The organism is Fundicoccus sp. Sow4_D5, from assembly GCF_052116365.1.
In the GTDB taxonomy this organism is placed as follows: Bacteria; Bacillota; Bacilli; order Lactobacillales; family Aerococcaceae; genus Fundicoccus.
On the sequence record NZ_JBQKLF010000005.1, the window covers coordinates 25,410 to 46,837 of the forward strand.

Below are 21,428 nucleotides of genomic sequence, written 5' to 3' on the forward strand. Positions count from 1 at the left end.
TAGTTAGAGGGTGACGTTACAAAGCTTTACGTTGTGTTTAAACTTAGAGCTTTGTCAACGCGCATCCAATTAAATAAAGAAGATGAACGGAGGAAATAATTAATGATGATCCAAAACCCTATTCTGAAAGGCTTTCATCCAGATCCTAGTATCTTGCGTGTTGGAGACGACTACTATATTGCTGTATCAACGTTTGATTGGTTCCCAGGGGTTGTCATCCATCACTCAAGAGATTTAAAGAACTGGCGTCAAATATCACGTCCTTTAAACAGAGTAGAATTACTGGATATGAAAGGTAATCCGAACAGTGGGGGTGTGTGGGCGCCACAATTATCTTATGCAGATGGTAAATTCTGGTTAATTTACTCAGATGTCAAAGTGGTTGATGGTCCATATAAAGATGTCACGAACTACTTAACAACGTGTGAAACGATAGATGGCGAGTGGACTAAGCCAGTTGTGATGAACCAATCAGGTTTTGACCCTTCACTATTCCATGATGAAGATGGCCGTAAATGGTTCGTTAACATGATTTGGGATCACCGTGTGGGCTATCACAATTTCGAAGGCATTGCCTTACAAGAATATGATCCTGAACAAGAAACCTTAGTGGGCGAAATCAAGAATATTTTTAAAGGAACGAATGTTAAATTGGTTGAAGCGCCTCATTTATATAAGAAAGATGGCTACTACTATTTAATTACGGCTGAGGGTGGAACAGTATTTACTCACCAGCAAACAGTAGCTCGTTCGAAGACTATCGATGGCCCTTACGAAGTCCATCCGGAAAATCCTTTAATTTCATCTTTCTTACATCCAGAAATTAGATTACAAAGAGCTGGACATGGGTCATTTGTTGAAACACAAAATGGTGAATGGTATTTCGTCCATTTAACGTCACGTCCATTAGAAAACGAAACAGCCAGTATTCTAGAAGATCGTGGTTACAGTCCTTTAGGACGCGAAACAGCGATTCAAAAAGTTGAATGGAAAGAGGATTGGCCTTATATCGTTGGCGGAAACTTCCCGAAAGATGAAGTTGAAATGCCTGACTTAGAAGAAGTTCCTTGGCCAGCAGATTTTCCGATTGTGGATGAGTTTGATGAAACCAGCTTAAATCACCAATGGAATACATTAAGAATTCCGTTTGATGACACGATGGGAAGTTTAACTGAAAAACCAGGACATTTAAGATTATATGGTGGCGGAAGCTTCCATAACCTTTTCCAACAGTCATTAGTTGCAAGACGTTGGCAAGCACTTAACTTTGAAGCAGAAACTAAAGTATCCGCAAATCCAGTAACGTATCAACAACAAGCTGGTCTTGTTGCTTTCTATAATACAAATAACTGGACGAGCATCCATTTAACTTGGGACCCAGAATTAGGTCGCGTGATTGACCTATTAGCTTGTGATCACCGTGAACTATCGCGTCCGATTACTGAAGCGATTGTTGTACCAGATGAAAATGAATACGTTTACTTTAGGATTAATGTGGATCAAGCTGAATACTACTATAGTTATTCTCTTGATGGCGAGGAATGGGTGAAGATTGATGTGACCTTTGATTCGCGTAAATTGTCAGATGAGTACATCAAACAGAAGGAAGGAGGCTTTTTCACGGGCGCGTTTATCGGCGTAAATGCTATTGATACTTCAGGGAGAAAAATGATTGCAGATTTTGATTATTTCCGTTACGAAGAAGAAAACTAAAAAATGAGGAGTAAGAAAAAATGAAGAGACTTAAATCTTTACTTACAAATGTTTTGCTTGGATCTTTAGTACTTAGCAGTGTGGGTGGGCCAATGGTTAATGCACAAGAAGAAGAAACCGAAACGTATGGATCTGGTGACCGCGTTTTAGAAATTTGGTCATTTACGAACGAAATCAATACGATGATTGAAGATTACTACATGGTTAATCATCCAGATTTAGACTATACAATTGAAATTGTTAACATTCCTACGGCAGAATTCGAAGCGAAACTGGATCCAATTGTTGGGACAGATGCCGCACCTGACGTGATTTTATTAGAACAGAACTTCGTTAAAAAGTATGTTGAATCAGGTTTAATGGCAGACTTATCTCAGTTTGAGAATGTAACGGCTGGTTCTGAAAATACGTTAGACTATGTTAAAGGAATCGGAACAAGTGGAGATGGCGTTTATTATGCGAACTCATTTCAAGCAGCACCAGGAGCTTTCTTCTACCGTGCAAGTATTGCTGAGGACTTACTAGGAATTACTGACCCAGAAGAAATGCAAGCCAAAATGTCAGACTGGGAAGGTTTTATCGAAACTGCTCGTGAAATTAAAGAAGCTTCAAACGGCGAAGTATACATGATCTCAGGAATCGATGACTTACGTTTTGCTTACTTAGGCACGCGTGAGCAAGGGTGGGTTGTAGATGGCTCATTAGTGATTGATCCAAAAATGGATGAGTTATTAGATACGGCTTTATTAATGAACGAAGAAGGTTTAATGTTAGATGCTCCGCCAGAGTCAGAAGCATACTTCGGTGGCATGTCACAAGATGAAATCTTTGGTTACAGCTTACCATCATGGGGCTTACACTTCTGGTTAAAACCTAACGGTGGCGAAGCAACAAAAGGTGACTGGCGTATGGTTGAAGGACCAAGTGCTTATTTTAGAGGGGGGACATGGTTAGGTGCAATGGGTAACTCAGATATGCTACCAGAAGCATCAGACTTATTAACTTACATTACAACGGATCCTGAATTCTTAACACAATGGGCTTTAGATACGGGGGATATTGTATCTGACGTCAACGTTGTTGAAGAAATCAAAGGTGAGTATAGTGATGAATTCTTAGGTGGACAAAATCATTATGCAGCATTTGCTGACTTAGTAGGCAACATCAATGGCGACATCATTACAGAATACGACCAAGCACTTAACGTATTATTTGTTGATCACGCATTAACTCCTTACTCAAAAGGTGAAGTAGATAAAGAAACTGCAATCAGCAATTTCAAAGCACAAGTTCAAAACTCATTCCCAAATCTCATCATTGAGTAATCGCTAAGTAGACAATTATAGAAGAATAATAGGGAACTATTATTCTTCTGTTTTTTTATTAAAGGAGTTTTTAAAGGAGCAATCAATTATGGAAGCAAATGCAAGCAAGAAACCTGAACAATATGCAAAAATAAAAGACATGAATAAATTCGGCTATTATTTCATCGCGCCATTCTTTTTAGTTTTTGTCATATTTAATCTGTATCCAACACTCAACACTATTTACTTGTCGTTTTATAATATTGCAGGTTTTCAAACCGAAGGAACTTTTGTTGGTTTAATGAACTATACAAACTTACTGAAAAACAGTTTGTTTCTGCAAGCAGTCAAAAACACTTTAGTATTATGGACAATGAACTTTATTCCACAACTATTCATATCGATGATTTTAGCCTATTGGTTTACCAATGCGCGACTCAAATTAAAGGGCCAAACATTTTTCAAGAGTGCCTTTTACCTACCTAATATTATCACTGCAGCTTCAGTGGCCGTAATTTTCTATGCATTATTTAGTTATCCTAAAGGACCGATCAACTTACTCTTAATGAATTTAGGTGTTTTAGAAGCACCGTATGATTTCTTTAGAAACGTTGCCTTTACACGTGGGCTTGTGTCTTTCATCCAATTCTGGATGTGGTATGGACAAACAGCGATTGTATTAGTGTCTGGAATACTAAGTATCGATGCCTCACTATATGAAGCAGCTGAAGTCGATGGTGCAACACCATGGCAATCCTTTAGAAAAATCACTCTACCACTTTTGAAGCCAATTACACTTTATGTGCTAATTACCTCGCTAGTTGGTGGTTTACAAATGTTCGATATTCCATTGTTATTAACCAATGGTGGACCTAACGGAAGCGTTGAGACCGTTATGACGTATATTTACAAGCAAGCTTTCCAAGGCGGACGTAACATCAGTATTGCTGCGGCTTCGTCAATTTACTTATTACTAATGACTGTTGGCTTAAGTATCGTCATCTTTATGGTGATACGCGATAGAAAACCTAAGAAGGATTGATAATATGGATGAAATGAAAAAAATTAAAATGCAAAGAACACTAATCTATGTTTTCTTTGCGCTATTAACCATCTTAAGTATTATCCCTTTCTGGATTGTTATGGTCAATTCGACTCGAACTGCTGAGCAGATTCAACAAGGGATGTCACTGGTGCCAAGTGGTAGCTTTATGGCCAACTGGAATATTCTGAAGGATCGTGGCTTTAATATTTTTGAAGGTTATCGTAACTCTTTAACCATTGCAGGTGGTTCGACTGTTTTAAGTATGTATTTCTCATGTTTAACAGCGTATGGTTTTACTGTCTACGACTTTAAAGGGAAAAAGACATTGTTCTCGATTGTTTTACTTTTAATCATGTTGCCGCCACAAGTGAACATGATTGGTTTCTACCGTTTCATGGCATCTGTTGGTTTGTTGGATAGCTATATTCCATTAATTGTTCCAGCGATTGCATCAGCACCTACAGTGTTTTTCATGAAGCAATATTTAGAAACAATTTACCACCCATCAATTGTCGACTCAGCTCGTATTGATGGCGCAGGCGAAATGAAGATTTTCCACAGTATTATTCTGCCACAGATGATGCCAGCGATTGCGACCATGTCAATCTTTAGCTTTGTGCAGTCTTGGAATAACTTCTTAATGCCATTAATTTTAATCAACGACCGATCCAAATATACCTTGCCAATGCTCGTTCAATTACTGACAACGGATACGTATACAACTGAATATGGTAGTTTATACCTAGGTGTATCCTTATCAGTTATCCCGTTAATCTTCGCTTACCTATTCTTATCTAAGCGTATTATCGGTGGAGTAACAGCTGGTGGAGTGAAAATGTAAAAAGTGTAAAGTTGCGAGAAGGGGATAAATTATGAGTTATGTATTAGGACTAGATTTAGGCACAAGCTCTTTAAAGGGCTTGTTAGTAGATAATAAGGGGAAAGTAATTGCGTCAGCTTCGGCAGATTATCCTTTAATCCATTTAAAATCAGGTTACAGCGAACAGAATCCACAAGAATGGTTAGAGGCTTGTGTGAAAGTATTTGAGCAATTATCGGCAGAAGTCGCTGATTTTCAAACGAACTTAGAAGGGATTTCTTTCTCTGGTCAAATGCATGGTTTAGTGTTGGTCGATGCCGCTGGCGAAGTTTTACGTCATGCTATTCTATGGAATGACGTGCGGAACTCTGCAGAATGTGACCGTATCAATACTGATTTCGGTGAACAAATCTTAAACATCACACAGAATATTGCGCGTGAAGGGTTTACTTTGCCTAAAATTTTATGGGTGCAAGAGCATGAACCAGAGCTTTGGGCGCAGGTCGCTCAAATTTTACTACCGAAAGATTACTTACGATACTGGTTAACAGGTAACTATCATATGGATTACTCTGATGCTGCTGGAACATTAATGCTCGATGTGCGTGGGAAAGAGTGGTCAGCAGAAGTCTTAGCTGAGTATCAAATTGCCACAACTGTGCTACCCCCATTAATCGAGTCTTATGGTAACGTTGGCGCAGTCACCCAAGCGCTGAAAGAACGATTTGGTTTTGATAAAGACGTTCAAGTCTTTGCAGGTGGTGCGGATAATGCTGTCGCAGCTGTTGGCTCAGGCATCCTGGATAACACAACAGGTATGGTTAGTATTGGGACTTCAGGCGTCTTCTTATCTTATGAAGCCGATGACTCTGTCGATTATCAAGGTCAATTACATTTGTTCAACCACGCCGATGATGCGTATTATTCAATGGGTGTCACCTTGGCAGCGGGGCACAGCTTGACTTGGTTCAAGAACACATTTGCGCCAGACAAAACCTTTAATGAGTTGTTAGCTAACATTGATCAAATTGAGCCAGGAGCTAAGGGGTTATTGTTTGCACCATATATTGTCGGAGAGCGCACACCCTATTCCGATAGCAAAATACGTGGTAGTTTCTTAGGAATGGATACGACGCATACGCTGGATCACTTCGCGCGTGCAGTATTAGAGGGGATTACTTTCTCCTTGAAGGACTCACAACACTTGATGGAAACAGTTGCTAATAAACGTTTTGAAAAAATCGTTTCAGTCGGTGGTGGATCTAAAAATCCAAACTGGTTACAAATTCAAGCAGATATCTTTAACACACCCATTACAACATTGATCGCGGATGAAGGACCCGGTATGGGAGCTGCGATGTTAGCGGCTGTTGGTCTAGGCTGGTACGATACAATGTTAGACTGTAATAAAGCCTTTGTTGATTATGGATTGGTTACACAACCAATCAAAGAAAATGTAGAGAAATATCAAAAAATTTACGAACAATATCGTAAAATTTACGATGCGACGAAAGACATTTCGCATGGTCTGATTGATATTGTGAATGACTAACAGAATAATGAGCTGTCCGACACTGTCAAAGACGTCGGACAGCTTTTTTTGACTAAGAAGCTCAAAGAGTTATTTTTTTAGCCGTCATGCGATGAGTCATATTTTATGATAAATGTTGGTTTTAGATTACCGATTTGTGACATTAAGTATAAAAACTTTTGACAATCTTCTAATCGTGTTATAATTGATTTAACTATTGAATTAACATGGTTCTTAAATGAAGGAGCAATCGAAATGAATATAAAACAATTACATAAAAAATCGAATAGATGGATGACGAAGTCGGCCGCGATTTTAGGAACGGTTGGGATGATGGCAACTACAGTGACGCCACTGGCAGTCAATGCAAAAGACATCTACACTGTCGTAGCGGGGGATAACTTATACCGCATCGCCGCAGATTACGGCACAACCGAGGAACACTTGATGTCGATTAATGGGCTATCCACCAATTTACTACAAATTGGTCAAGAAATTGTCTTACCACAAGAAGGGCCTAACGAAGACGGCTCAACTCCGAACCCAGTGCCTGAACAAACGGACGGTGTACATATCGTCCAAGCAGGTGAAAACCTGTGGGCTATCGCGCACGCAAATGGCACAACAGAAGAGTACTTGATGGCAATTAACGGCTTATCATCAAATTTACTTCAAATTGGACAGAAAGTTATTCTATCGGGCGACGAGTCTGACTTTACACCGACACCTAACCAACCGGTGACAGATGGCGTACACGTGGTCATCGCGGGTGACAACCTGTGGGATATTGCGCAACGTTACGGAACAACTGAGGAACAATTGATGGCCTGGAATGGTCTTTCAAATAATTTACTCCAAATTGGTGATCTGATTTCAGTTTATGGTCCCGTTGATAACGCACCAACTGAGCCGACAACGCCTAATCAACCAGTTAGCGACGGCGTACACGTAGTCGTAGCGGGAGATAACCTGTGGGATATCGCTCAATGGTACGGTACGACAGAAGAACAGTTGATGGCATGGAACGGCTTAGCGACGAACTTCTTACAAATTGGTGACCGCATTTCAGTTTACGGCCCAACAGAAGACACGACACCAGTTGAACCAGTTGAACCAGTGGCGCCAACAGAGCCGACGGCCCCTACATCTGACGATATTTACGTTGTTCAAAAAGGTGACAACCTGTGGGATATCGCTCAATGGAATGGTACAACAGAAGAGTACTTAATGGCGATTAACGGCCTGGAAACAAACTTCCTGCAAATCGGTCAAGAAATTCGCCTAGTTGCGGCTGACGAACCGTCAACCCCAGCGGAAACGACACCAACGACACCATCGGAAGCAACGAATCCGAATGCTAGAAAAGTGATTTTACCACGCGTTCACGTTGTACGCGAAGGGGAAGACACGGTCAATATTGCCCGTCAAAACTTTATTGACGAAGAGCAATTATTGACATGGAACGAATTAACGGATGCAACGATTGCGACGGGAGATGAGTTATTCATCACCAACCCTAACATCGAGCCGACCATTCACGTCTTCGCAGAAGGCGACACGTTGGACACTTTAGCAACAGAATATAAAACGACGGTTAAGAATATTCGCGAGTGGAACTTCCTGAAAGAAACCGATGAATTAGTAATTGGCGACGAACTGATTGTTTCAGATCCGACAGCCAACTCTTACGAGGTGACTCCAGGCGAAACGCTGAACGAAATTGCGCAAAAACATAGCGTAACAGTTCAAAACCTCCGCGACTGGAACGAATTACCAGCCGAAGCGATCCTAGTTAACGGCACAATTTATATATCAGATCCAACAGGCGACAAGGATGAAGAAACAACAGAAGAAACAACTGAATCTAGCGAAGAATCTTCAGAAGAATCTTCAGAAGAAACGACTAATAATTAAATAAGCCTTTCAAAAAACAGCGAGCGGTTATCACACCACGTCGCTGTTTTTTTCTACCATAAATTGGCTAACCAAAAAGTCGGGAGCAATAATGACCCGCAAACACGGTTAAAGCCGGGATAAGTGAAAGCAAGTGCCTGTTTGTTACACCTCTTGCTTTCTGTTTAAAAGATAAAGGTGTCCGTCACTGCGTGCCAGACGATTTTATAAAACCACTGACTCTTTAAATCGTCGTGAGACCTGTCGAACGACACCGCTCGCACTTTTGGAGAGATAGTATTGGGGCGTCGCGGCCAGTACCAGTTTTGCCCCTGGCCGTCGCGGCCAGTATCAGTTTTGCCCCTGGCCGTCGCGGCGAGTATCAGTTTTGCCCCTGGCCGTCGCGGCGAGTAGCAGTTTTGTCCCTGGCCGTGACGGCGAGTATCAGTTTTGCCCCTGGCCGTCGCGGCGAGTATCAGTTTTGCCCCTGGTCGTGACGGCGAGTATCAGTTTTGCCCCTGGGCGTAGCGTCGAGTATCAGTTTTGCCCCTGGCCGTCGCGGCCAGTACCAGTTTTGCCCCTGGCCGTGACGGCGAGTACCAGTTTTGCCCCTGGTCGTCCTGGGTGTCTTGACCATCGTTTGATCTACCGCAAATTATCACCATCCCCAACCATCCCTACCAATGCAACCATCACTATCCACCACCAAACCAAACAAGGTCCCTCTCGCATAAACGAGAGGGACCAATTAAAAGATCTATCCAGCAAAACTAGACCATGCGGCGTTTCTTCCTGCAATCGTACCGGTAACGAAAGCGGCTGTAATATTGTAACCACCAGTATAGCCGTTGATATCCAGTAACTCGCCACAAAAGTATAGGCCGGTCATTAAACGTGATTCCATTGTTGACGGGTTCACTTCCTTAGTAGACACGCCCCCTCCCGTTACAAAACCTTTTTCAATCGGTTGGGACTCGTAAGCCGTGATAGGGAAGGCTTGGATGAAGTCGAACAGACGCTCAACTTCCGCATGCACCAATTGCTTGTATGGTGTTGTTGGCTCTAATTCTGCGGAGACTAACAGTTGGGTCGCCATTGCTTCGGGCATCCACTGTTTCAGAACCGTCATCAATTGTTTCTCGCGCATCTCTTCAGCGACAGCTTTCATCGCGTCACGCGTTTCGTTAGGCACAAAGTTAATGCTCAAGTAAGCCGTCTTGAAACCAGTGTGGTGCAAATACTGATTCACATGGCCACTACAACGTAGAATTGCCGGACCAGAATAACCAAAGTGAGTAAAAATCATGTCCATTTGGTGAACGGTTAGAGGAGCTATTTTGTCATGGGTGAGGGTGTGGGCGTTTTCAGCAGGCGAACCTTTTAGCTGCGTGTCCCATAGTGTGACCGCCACATCGCGTAAGGAAATGCCGCGCAATGCCTTTGATACGATGAAATCATCACTCGACAATAAAGGGGCTTCCGTCGGGTACAAACGTTCGATTGTGTGACCAGCTGAACGTGCCCAGGCATAAGCGTCGCCCTCAGCGCCAGTTCGTGGGTAAGCCCGACCACCTGCAGCCAAGACCACCGAAGGGGCGGTAATTGTTTCACCCGCTCGCGTTAGGACGCCTATTACACGGCCTTCTTCGTAAAGCACCGCATCCACCGGATCTTTCAGGCGGACAATCACACCCAGTTTATTCATAGCATCAACCAAAGTCCCTAGTATCGTGCGGGCCGAGTCGGTCACAGGGAACATTCGGCCGTGATCTTCTTCCTTCAGTTCAATTCCGCGCGCTTCGAAGAAGGCGATGATGTCCTCCTGGTCAAACTGGTTCAATGCACTATAAAGAAACTTGCCGTTGCCGGGAATATGCTTAATTAATTCCTCGCGCGTGGTGCGGTTGGTGACGTTACAACGCCCGCCGCCCGATAACAACAACTTGCGGCCTAATTTTGGGTTTTTGTCGATGACCAAAACGCGTACACCTTGTTCAGCTGCGTTAATCGCCGCCATCAAGCCGCTCGAGCCGCCTCCAACGACGATTACATCGTAATTATATTCCTGAGTAGTAGACATGCGTCTCCCCTTTCTATTAAAAAATCAGGGCTCAAAATAGCCCACCAACTATCAAAGAAACAAAAGAAAAGCGCCAGGCCCAGCAATTGGGCGGCGCCGTCGCAAATACTAATATATCGGGGGATTAGAAAGCTCACCAGTCACGAGTTTTCGTGAAAAGCTCACTGTCAAACCGGATCTACTGATTGCGGTCGTAATTATCAAAATGTAAACTTGTGCGAGACGATAACATCCGTGTAAATTGATAGCCCAGTTCGAAATCGACCATGCCGTGTATAATGGTGCCAATACCGACTAAAACGAATAACGTATACAAGAAATTCCCATCGAGATTCTGTTGACCAAAAGCTGTCATGAAATAGACGACGCCAACTTCGGCTAGGCCGTGAATCACATTCACGAAGAAACTAAATATCTGACGTTTCCAAAGATTACCTAACATACCGCGTGAGCGCTCCAAATAAATGGCTCCCGCCGTCGCGAATAGAGTATGCGAAAGGGCACGAAAGACAATAATAATTGGGAAGCCAGCCATCAGAAAACCAAGGGTTGTCCCGAAGGCAACTGCTAAAGCCACTAAAGGTGACAAAAACATCGCCATCACAATCGGAATATGACTGCCTAATGTATAGGAAGCCGGGCCAATCACGATTTTAATCGGCATCACCATAGGAATGAGAATCCCAACAGCTGTCAAAATGGCTGCACTCGTCAACTGTAAAGTTCTCGACGACGATTTAGAATAAGATTTTACCAAGAGAACACCTCTTTCACACAAAATTCAACTTGTTTACAAAATTATAGCGATTTGTTTGACGCTTGTAAATAGTGACGACCTAAAATGAGTAAACAAGTGGAAAGGAGCAAATCAAACCAGCCCCGACCCGACCTCCCACCATCTACTCCCGCAATCGCACCACTTCCAATCAAGCGCATAGCCCAGCCAAGACGCCACCAAACCATCAATCAAACAACACGCCCCTATCTAATGACGCAAAAGAAAACCAGCCGCCCTTAAAGCACGCAAAATCCCCGCAAACTGCGCCTCAGAATCACACTCAATCGTATGGATATGAACGCCATCAGACAACACAGATAAATCCCGTGCCGAATGCTCAGCCATCTGATCACAATAAAACTCAACATCCGCATAGGACTTGATATTCAAAGGAGCCGTCAATAAGCCATACACCGGATGCTCCACTTGAACATCCAACACCTCGCCACCATGCTGAACAATCACATTAAACTCAGTCTCAGACAACTCAGGCTCATGCACACTCACTACCTTACTGACAAACCGCTCATTCACCACCTGATCATGAGCCGCCAACACATACCCACGACTCGTTGCTTCAATATCATGATCACTCGCACGTAATAAAGCAATATCACCAACAATAACCTGACGACTGACACCAAAACGCTCAGCCAAACGTGAAGCTGACACAGCTTCCAACGAATTCTCAAGCACCGTCAAAATCTTGACTCGCCTCTGATCTCCATTCATAATTCAGTCTCCTAATATATACTCTATCTATTAGTATATCATGCACACACCCCAAAAAAATATAATGTTTTAATTAAATCAGCGATAAAGGTATAATAAATACATCAAAAGGAGGCAAAGCATGAACAAACGACTAGTCACACTCATACTCATCCTGTCACTACACTTATTTGGGAACAATAGGGCCCTAGAAAACCCGGGTCACACCAATAACCCCAGCAACCTCCCAATCGCAGCAGCTCAAGAAGAAACACCCGTTGACACACTACCGCCCAGCCTTATGGGCCTACCGGCCCGAGAAGCCCAAGCGCCTTGGCAAGGAACAGACGGGGAGCTCGTCTTGCGCTCAGTTGGCGACGTCTTAATCCATGACCGCGTCAGCTGGTTAGCCGACATTGATTCGCCCGTTTATCAAGCATCTTTGGCTAACTTGCAAAAAGAGGGCTTGATCACTCAAGACGGAGACGTCCTAGGGGGCGAAAGCATCGATTTTAACCTGGATTCTGACCAATTTGACTTTCTACCCATGTTAGCAAGAATCGCGCCTTACATGAGCTATGCGGACGTTACGATCGCTAACTTAGAAGTCATTGCAGCCTATCCAGACTTGCCGGTCTCAGGTTATCCTCAATTCAATGCGCCGGCCAGTATTTTGGAAGCACTCAAGAAGATAGGCGTTGATATTGTATCGAATGGCAGTAACCATACACTTGACTGGTTGAGCGAAGGCGCGCATGCCTCAATCAAGTATTTAAAAGCCGCCGACTTGATGTATACCGGATCCTACGATAGCTTGGAAGATTTCCAAACGCCGCGTATCATTGAAGCTAATGGTATTTCACTCGGCTTTCTGACCTATTCTTATGGTACAAACGGCATCCCGGTGCCAACCGGTGAAGACTATTTAATCAGCCTCGTTGATCTGCCAACGATGTTAGCCGAAGTCGAATGGCTCAAACCCCAAGTCGATGCGGTGGTCGTGACGCTACAATTAGGTCCAGAATACGGCACGATGCCAGATGATGAACAATTATACGTCTTTCAAGCCTTGGCCGATGCTGGCGTTAAGTTAATTTTAGGCGGACACCCGCATGTCTTGCAGCCAGTTGCCTGGTTCAATGACCAAGAAACGTTCGCGATTTATTCTCAAGCTAGCTTTTTAAGTGGCCAAAGAGAACTGGATAATAAACAAGGTGGCATCACTGAAGTAACCTTCAAGCGGAATGAAGACGGCGAAGTCTATGTCACTGAACCTAAATTTATGCCAATCTTTATGTTAGGAATTGAAGGAGAGAAGCAGTACGAAACTGTGCCGATGGCTGACTATGAGTCGATGGCAATCCCGGATGGCGCGCTATGGTATAGCAGCTTAGAAGAACATATGGCCACTTTGACAGAGGCTTTCGACTTTGTCTCTCATTTGGAGACCGAGTGGACACTGGAAGCCAGCAATACCTTTCGCTAAACTTAGCCCGTTTTTCTTTTTGAAAAACGGGCTAAGTTGAGTCATATTTTGGTATGAAAAGGAAGCTGGAAATGCTATAATAGGCCATGCTGTTTATTTAGAGGCGTCTCATAAATTATTAATATAAAAAGTTCTCAGAACTTGTTGACAAATCTTGGGATTAGACGTATTATAAATAGCGGTATTGTTTGCCCCACTGTTGAGCCCCGGAAACTCAAAAGTATTGTCAAACAACTAGATTTTTAAATGGAGGAAATTAACGTGCGTCAAACATATATGGCTAAGAAAAACGAAGTTGAACGTAACTGGGTAATCCTAGATGCGACAGATATCCCATTGGGTCGTCTTTCAACTGTTGTCGCTTCAATTCTACGTGGCAAAAATAAACCTACTTACACACCTCATATCGATACTGGTGATTTCGTAATTGTAATCAACGCTGATAAAATTGCCTTAACAGGTAACAAAGCTGAAGATAAATTATACTACCGCTACTCTGGCTACCAAGGTGGACTAAAATCTACTAAAGCTGGTGACATGAGAGAGAAAAATTCACGTCGCTTAATCGAACTATCTGTTAAAGGTATGTTACCTGCGAACCGTTTAGGTCGCAAACAATTCACTAAATTACATGTCTATGGTGGAGCTGAGCATGATCATACTGCTCAACAACCAACATTATTAGACATTAATTCATTAATTTAAGGAGGGAAATCATTTTGGCTAAAGCTCAATACTTAGGTACAGGTCGTCGTAAAAACTCAACTGCTCGTGTACGTTTAGTGCCAGGAACAGGCGCATTCACAATTAATGGTAAAACATTAGAAGAATACGTACCATTCCCTCACTTACACGAAGTAATCAAACAACCATTCAACGCTACTGAAACTTTAGGATCATACGATGTGATCGTTAACGTTAACGGTGGAGGTTTCTCAGGTCAATCAGGTGCAATCCGTCATGGTATCGCACGTGCGTTATTAAACGTTGATCCTGATTTCCGTTCAGCTTTAAAAGCTGCTGGTTTATTAACTCGTGACCCACGTATGGTGGAACGTAAAAAACCAGGTCTTAAGAAAGCCCGTAAAGCTTCACAATTCTCAAAACGTTAATATTGGATTCGTTGCGAATTTATTCGCTTACGAAGACACTATGGGACGGAGATTTCGAAGAAATCGAGTACCAATCATTTTCAAAAACAAGGCACTTTCCTTTATTGGAAGGTGTCTTTTTTTTATAAAAGTATATATTAATCGTATGCTAAATCGAAATAGTGTACCATTGTATTGATAATAATCTGTATTAAAAGGGGAGAGTAGTTTGGGGTCAAGAATAATGCATTTAATCATTACGGATAGAATTGCGAAAAATTAGTGATTAAAGACAGAACAATGTTTCTACTAGGAGGAATCGCTCCTGACGCAGGGAATTCTAAAGATTCATCCCACTTTTTCAGAGGAAGTCACTTAGATTTCACGAGAGATATTGATTATCGAGAATTCCTTATTAAGTATAAATCTATCAAGGAAAGTCCTTAGATATTGGGATACTATACGCACTTAATTGCTGATGATCTTTGGTTACAAGGATTTTATGTGCCTTGGCTAAAGAATCGAATCGAGTCAGATAAAGCAGTAGCAGAAGCCTATTATAATGATTTCAGTTTATTGAACGGAAAATTATTAGCATACTATGGTTATAAAGAAGAGTTTAGAAAATCATTGATTATTCCACCAGGTATTCCTGATATTGAGGAAGTACCGAAGGAAAACATACAAAAGTTACTTCCGTATGTTCTAGAAGATATGAACTATGAAGTAGATGCTATAAACGAAAAAATGAAAGTATTTAGTTTAGAACAGATAATTGGATATATTGAGACTTCGATTGATAAGGGGGTAGTGTATATAGAGCATCTATTAAACTAATACCGTTTGTGAGACTTAAATTAAGTGGGTTCAATGAATCAGAAGATATACGCAAAAAAGTAAAGGGCTACTATATTAAAAAGAGAATAAAGGTAAATAGAATGTGGAATAATTAACAGTATCTCTTGGACACTTTACTTGCAAAAGACTACTTTTTTAATTAACCTTACCTTAAATAAACTGTTAAACTGAAAGGGGCTTTTCTATGAAACTTGCAGAAGCATTACTCTTAAGGCGAGATCTGGAAGCAAAGTTAACGGCATTGAAACAAGAAGTTTTATCAAACGCTTTGATTCAAGAAGGGGACTCATTGGATATCAGTCTGGAAGAATTGCTTCAGGATTATCAAAAAACTAATGAAGAATTTTCCCAATTAGTTGTAAAAATCAATCAACGAAATTCCTCAGCTGCCTTGTATGATGCAGATAAATTAATTGTTGAGGCGTTGGAGGAAAGAGAATCGTTAAGAAGGCAGCATGGGCTTTTTAACGAGACGATTGAAGCTGCCAATGATATTCGACGTTTTGGACGAAATGAAATTCGAATGGTGCGAACCGTGGATACAAAGAAATTAACGAAAGAAATGAATGAAGTCTCTAAGAAATTGCGGGAACTAGACGGAAAAATTCAACAAACAAATTGGTTGGTTGATCTATAAGCTAAGCTGTTGGGTGGGAATCAAAGGCGAGCACACAGCCCGTACAGGCTTTAATGTACACCTATGAGGTTTGGCAGAAACCTTAAATCAACAATGACTGCTAAACAATGACATCAGAAACAATAAATAATTAAAAATTAATTACCATGTGCTGATTTGATGATGGTAGGGAAATACCCCTTGATCTTGTATCAAGGGGTATTAAGATTTTTATTGTATGAGATACCTTAAATGCAATAAACCTGGTCACTCTGTTGATGCTGTAAGAGTGTTACTCACACTATTAATTTACGTTATAGTATTTATCAAATAAGAATTATTCAGTAGACATGACGTGGAATCTTGAAGGAAGTGGATAACTTTACACCATAGAAAAACATGCTCGAAGTAGGCAGAAAGTCTGACATGAACCGGCAGTCACTCAATAGGCTCTATTCAAATACCGTGACTGCTACACTGTTTAACCTACATCGGCTATCTTTAGGTGTAGGTTATTAAGATTACTATTACAAAACAAATACAAATAAATAATTAGGCGTTCGATCACGAACAGATAATAAAAAAGTCGCTTGAAGATTATTTATAAACTGGGAAACTAATGCTTGATCAGAATAAACTTAAGTTTAGCTATCAAAGATGGCATGTGTTAAGCAGTAGAAAAGCGTTAACTTATTTAGAAAGTAATGTGTCATACTATCTTTGCCATAGCATAGAAAATTCAATTTCTTCGGTAGTTCCATCGATGTTTTCTGATAGCAACCTAAAACCTTCTCTTTTATAAAATTTTATCGCTCGTTCATTTTTTTGATAAACATTCAATGATAGGGTGTTTTTCATTGATTTGATATGATTCAACAGTTTTCTTCCAATTCCCTTAGATTGTGAAGTAGATTTAACAAAAAGACCTGCTATATAATTATCAATAATTCCAGCAAAGCCAATAATATCTCCGTTTTGGTCAAAAACATACAACTCGGATTGGGCTAGCATTTTTTTTACTGCCTCAAACTGTGCTATCCAATAATTTTCAGAAATAAAGTGATGAGCTTCAGTGTTAACTTCAAGCCAAATTTGTGCAACAGCATCAAGATCATCACTTGAAAATCTTCTGATCATTTTATATCGCCTCCCATTTAACTATTAATCTTAAATGTAATTATACATTATTAACTTAGTCTTTAGTTGGAAGAGTTAAACTGTTTGCTTTTATTTTGGCAAGCGTATCGGCGGCAAGGACAACGTATCTATAGTTAGAATAGCTGCGCTTTGCCAGGAGTTGGTATAAAATAAACTTACGGGAAGGTTCATTTTTATTGTGAATTTGTCACTACGAAAATATTAGGAAAAGATATAGAATGAATGGTCGGTTATTTGTTTAATCATATGATGGGGTCATGGATTTATAACATATTTCACACTGATCTGTTTTCTTTTGCCTTTCTATTGTTAGCCATCGTTTTAGTAAATCAAACTTTGCTGGCAATCGCCTTAATCTGGTCGGCCCATATTGGACTTGATCGACTGCTTGGCTTTGGCTTAAAGTATCCAACGGAATTTAAAGACACCCATTTGAATCGTGTTTAACTAAGAAAAAAACATCTTTAAACACCGGCGGTTTCAATTACTCATCCACAGAAATCGCTTAAGTTATAAAAATAAGTTGTCTAAAAACAAGTAAACGGCAATAAAACTTTCAGCAGAATCGAGAGAAATTATGAGGTTATAGTTGAAACCATGAGTTGAGATAGAAAAAATAACATTTTAGTGCAAATAAAGCACTTTATTTTTACGAAAGTATATACAAATTTTAGAGAATGCGATGCATAGTGGGCAAACAAATTGATATTCAGTCTCTAAATGGCGACTTACCAATGTGATTTAGTGATTTCATCGAACACTAACTATAATAACGTTAAAGTAATTATTTTTATGTAAAATGTAAGCGTATCATTTAGTGTCATGAATGTGCTATAATTGTCATAGAATTGGTAACGGATACATACGCATTCTGTTAAGATTAATCTATCTTATGGCATTGGAAAATGTCAAATTTTAGGAGGGTTTTTTATGAGAAAGTTTTGGGCAAAAAGTTGTTTGGCATTAGTACTTAGTGCTGCTATGGTGTCATCGGCTTCTTCTTTAGTCAAAGTTAGTGCTGAAGAGGGGAAAGTCATCAATATCTATTCTTGGAATACAGAATTTAGAGACCGTGTGACAGCAGTTTATTCTAAAGTAGAGAGTACTTCAAGTGATGGAACTGTTACAACCTTAACGGACGGAACAGAAATTCATTGGATCATTAATCCGAATCAAGATGGTGTGTATCAGCAAAAACTAGATGAGGCATTAATCAGACAAGTGGATGCTTCTGGAGACGACAAAGTAGACATCTTCTTATCGGAAACAGACTATGTTAACAAATATATTGATGAAGTCGTCGATGTTGCTGTGCCTTTAACAGAATTAGGAATTGACCCTGAGAGTGACTTAGCAGACCAATTCGAATTTGCAAAAACGACTCCTTCAGATCAAAGTGGTGTCCAAAGAGGTTCAACTTGGCAAGGTACACCAGGTCTTTTAGTTTATCGTCGTGATATTGCTTTAGAAGTATTTGGAACAGATGATCCAGCAGAAATCGCTAAAAAGACTGAAAACTGGGAAGTCTTGAAAGAAACAGCAGAAGAATTAAAAGAAAAAGGCTATCACGTCTTCTCATCTTATGCAGATACCTTCCGACTTTATGGAAATGCGATTGAAAACCCATGGGTAGAAAAAGATTCAACAGTGATTACCGTTGATCAGAAAATTGTTGATTGGGTCAACGATTCTAAAGAGTGGTTGGACGCAGGTTACTTCGACGAAACAGTCAAAGGCCAATGGAATGATGACTGGAACAAAGCAATGGGATCTCAATCTAAATCATTTGGTTTCCTATTCCCTGCTTGGGGAATTGACTTTGTCTTAAAACCAAACTGGGATGGAGATGAAGGTTCTTGGGCAGTTACAACACCTCCTCAAGAATATAACTGGGGTGGATCATATATTCATGCTGCAAGAGGCACAGATAATTTAGAGCACGCCAAAGAAATCATTCTTGAGTTAACTGCTAATAAAGATAATTTAATGACGATTTCTAAAGAGTACTTAGACTTTACAAACACTATCACTGGTATGCGAGAAGCCAGCGCTGATGATTCATTCGGTTCTGAATTCTTAGGTGGGCAAAACCCCTTCACATACTTTACACCCGTTGCAGAGAATATCAAAGTGGCACCTTTATCAGCTTATGATCAAGCTTGTGTAGAATTAATTCAGAATGCATTTGGCGATTACTTCCAAGGACAAGTTACGTTTGATGAAGCAAAAGCCAACTTTGAAACGGCAGTGAAAGAGCGCCATCCAGAAATTACAGAAGTTGCCTGGCCAGAATAGTATAATCCAATAACCAAAATATTAAAGCGAAGTAAGCAGTGATTTATTTGCTTCACTTCGCTTTATTTCTTGAAGGAGAATAAATATGAAACGAAGCAAGCGATCAGTCGACTATTCAAGATGGGGGTATATTTTTATTATCCCATTCTTTATTATATATTTTATTTTTTCATTTATTCCACTCTTAGATACTTTTCGATTTAGTTTTTTTGAGTATTTTAGTTCAGGCCTACGTCAAATTGGTCCGAATTTTGTTGGTTTAGATAACTATAAGGCGTTACTAGACTCAGATATGTTGCGCTACGCGGGCAATACGATGGTGCTTTGGTCTTTAGGTTTCATCCCGCAAATGGTGGTAGCGATGCTTTTAGCATTATGGTTTACAGATAAACGTACAAAAATCACCGGCTTACAATTTTTTAAAGTAGTGATGTATTTACCCAACTTAATTATGGCTTCAGCATTCGCGATGATGTTTTTTGCTTTATTTTCAACGAATGGTCCTGTTAACTCTATTTTGATAAATTTAGGTTGGATTACAGATAAGATTGATTTTTTAGGCACGCCTTTTGGAACAAGAGCAATGATTGCTTTTATGAACTTCCTCATGTGGTTTGGTAATACGGCGATATTACTAATGGCCGCAATTTTAGGAATCAATGAAGAAATCTTTGAATCCGCAGAAATGGATGGATGTACACCATTACAGAAGTTTACTAACATTACCTTACCTTTGATTCGTCCGATTCTTACCTATACATTAATTACCTCAATTATTGGTGGCTTGCAAATGTTTGACGTGCCCCAAATATTAACTAATGGACAAGGTTCACCAAATAGAACGTCGATGACTTTAATCATGTTTCTTAATAGTCATTTGAAGAGTCGTAACTATGGAATGGCGGGAGCTTTATCTGTCTACCTATTTATTGTAAGTGGTATTCTGTGTTATTTTGTATATAAAATGTTAGAAGACCGCGATCCTACAGGGATGATGCGTGAGAAAGCAAAGAGAAGTCGAAAAAAGGGAGTGAAAACAAATGAAATCTAAACAATCACTTTATACTATTATTAAATATGTTGTGCTAATATTCTTGTCGATTCTATGTTTATTTTCCTTTTATATTCTCCTGATTAATTCAACTCGTTCTCATGCAGAGTTACAAAAAGGCTTCTCAGCTTTACCCGGCACACACTTTATAGAGAACCTGCGCAAAGTTGCAACGGACGGAACCTTCCCAATGTTTAGAGGAATTGCGAACAGTATTTGGGTTTCTACAGCTGTAGCTGTGCTTTGTACTTATTTCTCAGCTTTGACTGCCTACGGAATTTATCGGTATGATTTTAGATTGAAAAAAGGTGCTTTTACTTTTATTATGGCAATTTTGGTGATGCCAACTCAAGTCACCGCTATGGGATTCTTACGTTTAGTCACCAATTTAAATATGGATGACACCTTATGGCCGCTAATCATCCCATCGATTGCTTCACCTGCTGTATTCTATTTTATGTTTAGTTACTTAAGAGCGACTTTATCGCTTTCGATTGTCGAAGCAGCACGGATTGACGGTTGTGGCGAGTTTGCGATTTTTAATCGAATTGTCTTACCAATTATGAAGCCGGCAATTGCAGTACAAGCCATATTCGTCTTTGTAGGCGCATGGAATAATTATTTTATTCCGGCTTTAATTATTAATTCGAAAGATAAAATGACAGTACCTGTTCTGATTGCTACACTGCGTGGCGCTGACTTTATGAATTTTGATATGGCGAAAGTTTATATGATGATTGTGGTTGCTATCATTCCGATTGTTGTTGTGTATTTATTATTATCGAAATATATCATTGCTGGTGTGACGCTCGGAAGTGTGAAAGAATAACGTGTTGAGTAAAGAAAGTCACTGAGTCAGCATGACCTATTATAAAGGATCGAAATATTCTGATGCTATCTGGCTATTCTAAAGTTTACTGACCAAATAATATAAATTTAACAAAGTATTATGGATATATTGATGATATGATATAGAAGGATAAGCAAATTAGGTTAAA

At 40.3% G+C, this 21,428-nt stretch carries 19 protein-coding genes; 15 read left to right on the forward strand and 4 right to left on the reverse strand.

What is annotated here, in order from left to right; all coding sequences use genetic code 11:
- Positions 1-105 precede the first annotated feature (105 nt).
- From ACTQ45_RS07305 to ACTQ45_RS07330, 6 genes are all read left to right on the forward strand, one after another.
- Complete coding sequence (locus ACTQ45_RS07305) at positions 106-1,713, forward strand: glycoside hydrolase family 43 protein (RefSeq protein ID WP_441752286.1); 1,608 nt, start codon at positions 106-108, stop codon at positions 1,711-1,713.
- Between the two features lie 20 nt (positions 1,714-1,733).
- Complete coding sequence (locus tag ACTQ45_RS07310; RefSeq protein ID WP_441763352.1) at positions 1,734-3,038, forward strand: ABC transporter substrate-binding protein; 1,305 nt, start codon at positions 1,734-1,736, stop codon at positions 3,036-3,038.
- 88 nt (positions 3,039-3,126) lie between these two features.
- Positions 3,127-4,059 carry a carbohydrate ABC transporter permease gene (locus ACTQ45_RS07315; RefSeq protein ID WP_441752045.1) on the forward strand — a complete coding sequence of 311 codons (933 nt, stop codon included), beginning with the start codon at positions 3,127-3,129 and terminating at the stop codon, positions 4,057-4,059.
- Positions 4,060-4,063: 4 nt separating this feature from the next.
- The gene (locus ACTQ45_RS07320; RefSeq protein WP_441752047.1) at positions 4,064-4,903 is read left to right on the forward strand and encodes a carbohydrate ABC transporter permease; all 840 of its coding nucleotides are present in this window, start codon (positions 4,064-4,066) and stop codon (positions 4,901-4,903) included.
- 31 nt (positions 4,904-4,934) lie between these two features.
- Positions 4,935-6,434 (forward strand): xylulokinase, encoded by a 1,500-nt coding sequence (gene xylB / locus ACTQ45_RS07325; RefSeq protein WP_441763353.1) that lies wholly within the window; start codon positions 4,935-4,937, stop codon positions 6,432-6,434.
- A 234-nt stretch (positions 6,435-6,668) separates the two neighbouring features.
- Positions 6,669-8,327, forward strand: a complete 1,659-nt coding sequence (locus ACTQ45_RS07330; protein WP_441763354.1) for a LysM peptidoglycan-binding domain-containing protein — start codon at positions 6,669-6,671, stop codon at positions 8,325-8,327.
- A 736-nt stretch (positions 8,328-9,063) separates the two neighbouring features.
- On the opposite strand, the gene ACTQ45_RS07335 is transcribed toward ACTQ45_RS07330, so the two are convergent.
- From ACTQ45_RS07335 to ACTQ45_RS07345, 3 genes are all read right to left on the reverse strand, one after another.
- Positions 9,064-10,386, reverse strand: a complete 1,323-nt coding sequence (locus ACTQ45_RS07335) for an NAD(P)/FAD-dependent oxidoreductase (RefSeq protein ID WP_441763355.1) — start codon at positions 10,384-10,386, stop codon at positions 9,064-9,066.
- A gap of 178 nt (positions 10,387-10,564) precedes the next feature.
- Positions 10,565-11,143 carry a hypothetical protein gene (locus ACTQ45_RS07340; RefSeq protein ID WP_441752054.1) on the reverse strand — a complete coding sequence of 193 codons (579 nt, stop codon included), beginning with the start codon at positions 11,141-11,143 and terminating at the stop codon, positions 10,565-10,567.
- A gap of 228 nt (positions 11,144-11,371) precedes the next feature.
- Positions 11,372-11,896: a transcription repressor NadR gene (locus tag ACTQ45_RS07345; protein WP_441763356.1), complete on the reverse strand. Its 525-nt coding sequence runs from the start codon at positions 11,894-11,896 to the stop codon at positions 11,372-11,374.
- Positions 11,897-12,017: 121 nt separating this feature from the next.
- Between ACTQ45_RS07345 and ACTQ45_RS07350 the strand changes: the two genes are divergently transcribed.
- From ACTQ45_RS07350 to ACTQ45_RS07370, 5 genes are all read left to right on the forward strand, one after another.
- A complete protein-coding gene (locus ACTQ45_RS07350; protein ID WP_441763357.1) occupies positions 12,018-13,361 on the forward strand; it encodes a CapA family protein in 1,344 nt (447 codons plus the stop codon).
- Between the two features lie 261 nt (positions 13,362-13,622).
- Positions 13,623-14,066 (forward strand): 50S ribosomal protein L13, encoded by a 444-nt coding sequence (gene rplM, locus ACTQ45_RS07355; protein ID WP_441752059.1) that lies wholly within the window; start codon positions 13,623-13,625, stop codon positions 14,064-14,066.
- A gap of 14 nt (positions 14,067-14,080) precedes the next feature.
- Positions 14,081-14,473, forward strand: coding sequence for a 30S ribosomal protein S9 (gene rpsI / locus ACTQ45_RS07360; RefSeq protein ID WP_441752061.1), 393 nt, complete (start codon positions 14,081-14,083; stop codon positions 14,471-14,473).
- A 429-nt stretch (positions 14,474-14,902) separates the two neighbouring features.
- Positions 14,903-15,289 (forward strand): hypothetical protein, encoded by a 387-nt coding sequence (locus tag ACTQ45_RS07365; RefSeq protein WP_441763358.1) that lies wholly within the window; start codon positions 14,903-14,905, stop codon positions 15,287-15,289.
- 205 nt (positions 15,290-15,494) lie between these two features.
- On the forward strand, positions 15,495-15,947 hold the full coding sequence (locus ACTQ45_RS07370; RefSeq protein ID WP_441763359.1) for a DIP1984 family protein: 453 nt from the start codon (positions 15,495-15,497) through the stop codon (positions 15,945-15,947).
- Positions 15,948-16,640: 693 nt separating this feature from the next.
- Here the strand turns inward: ACTQ45_RS07370 and ACTQ45_RS07375 are convergent.
- Positions 16,641-17,063: an N-acetyltransferase gene (locus ACTQ45_RS07375; RefSeq protein ID WP_441752067.1), complete on the reverse strand. Its 423-nt coding sequence runs from the start codon at positions 17,061-17,063 to the stop codon at positions 16,641-16,643.
- Positions 17,064-17,306: 243 nt separating this feature from the next.
- Here ACTQ45_RS07375 and ACTQ45_RS07380 point away from each other — a divergent pair, with 243 nt between their 5' ends.
- From ACTQ45_RS07380 to ACTQ45_RS07395, 4 genes are all read left to right on the forward strand, one after another.
- A complete protein-coding gene (locus ACTQ45_RS07380; RefSeq protein WP_441763360.1) occupies positions 17,307-17,531 on the forward strand; it encodes a DUF4260 family protein in 225 nt (74 codons plus the stop codon).
- Between the two features lie 483 nt (positions 17,532-18,014).
- On the forward strand, positions 18,015-19,379 hold the full coding sequence (locus ACTQ45_RS07385) for a carbohydrate ABC transporter substrate-binding protein (protein WP_441752071.1): 1,365 nt from the start codon (positions 18,015-18,017) through the stop codon (positions 19,377-19,379).
- 85 nt (positions 19,380-19,464) lie between these two features.
- The gene (locus ACTQ45_RS07390) at positions 19,465-20,430 is read left to right on the forward strand and encodes a carbohydrate ABC transporter permease (RefSeq protein WP_441752072.1); all 966 of its coding nucleotides are present in this window, start codon (positions 19,465-19,467) and stop codon (positions 20,428-20,430) included.
- Entirely contained in the window at positions 20,420-21,259 is an 840-nt protein-coding gene (locus ACTQ45_RS07395; protein WP_441752074.1) for a carbohydrate ABC transporter permease, read from the forward strand. The genes ACTQ45_RS07390 and ACTQ45_RS07395 overlap by 11 nt, the downstream gene beginning before the upstream one ends.
- Positions 21,260-21,428: the final 169 nt, after the last annotated feature.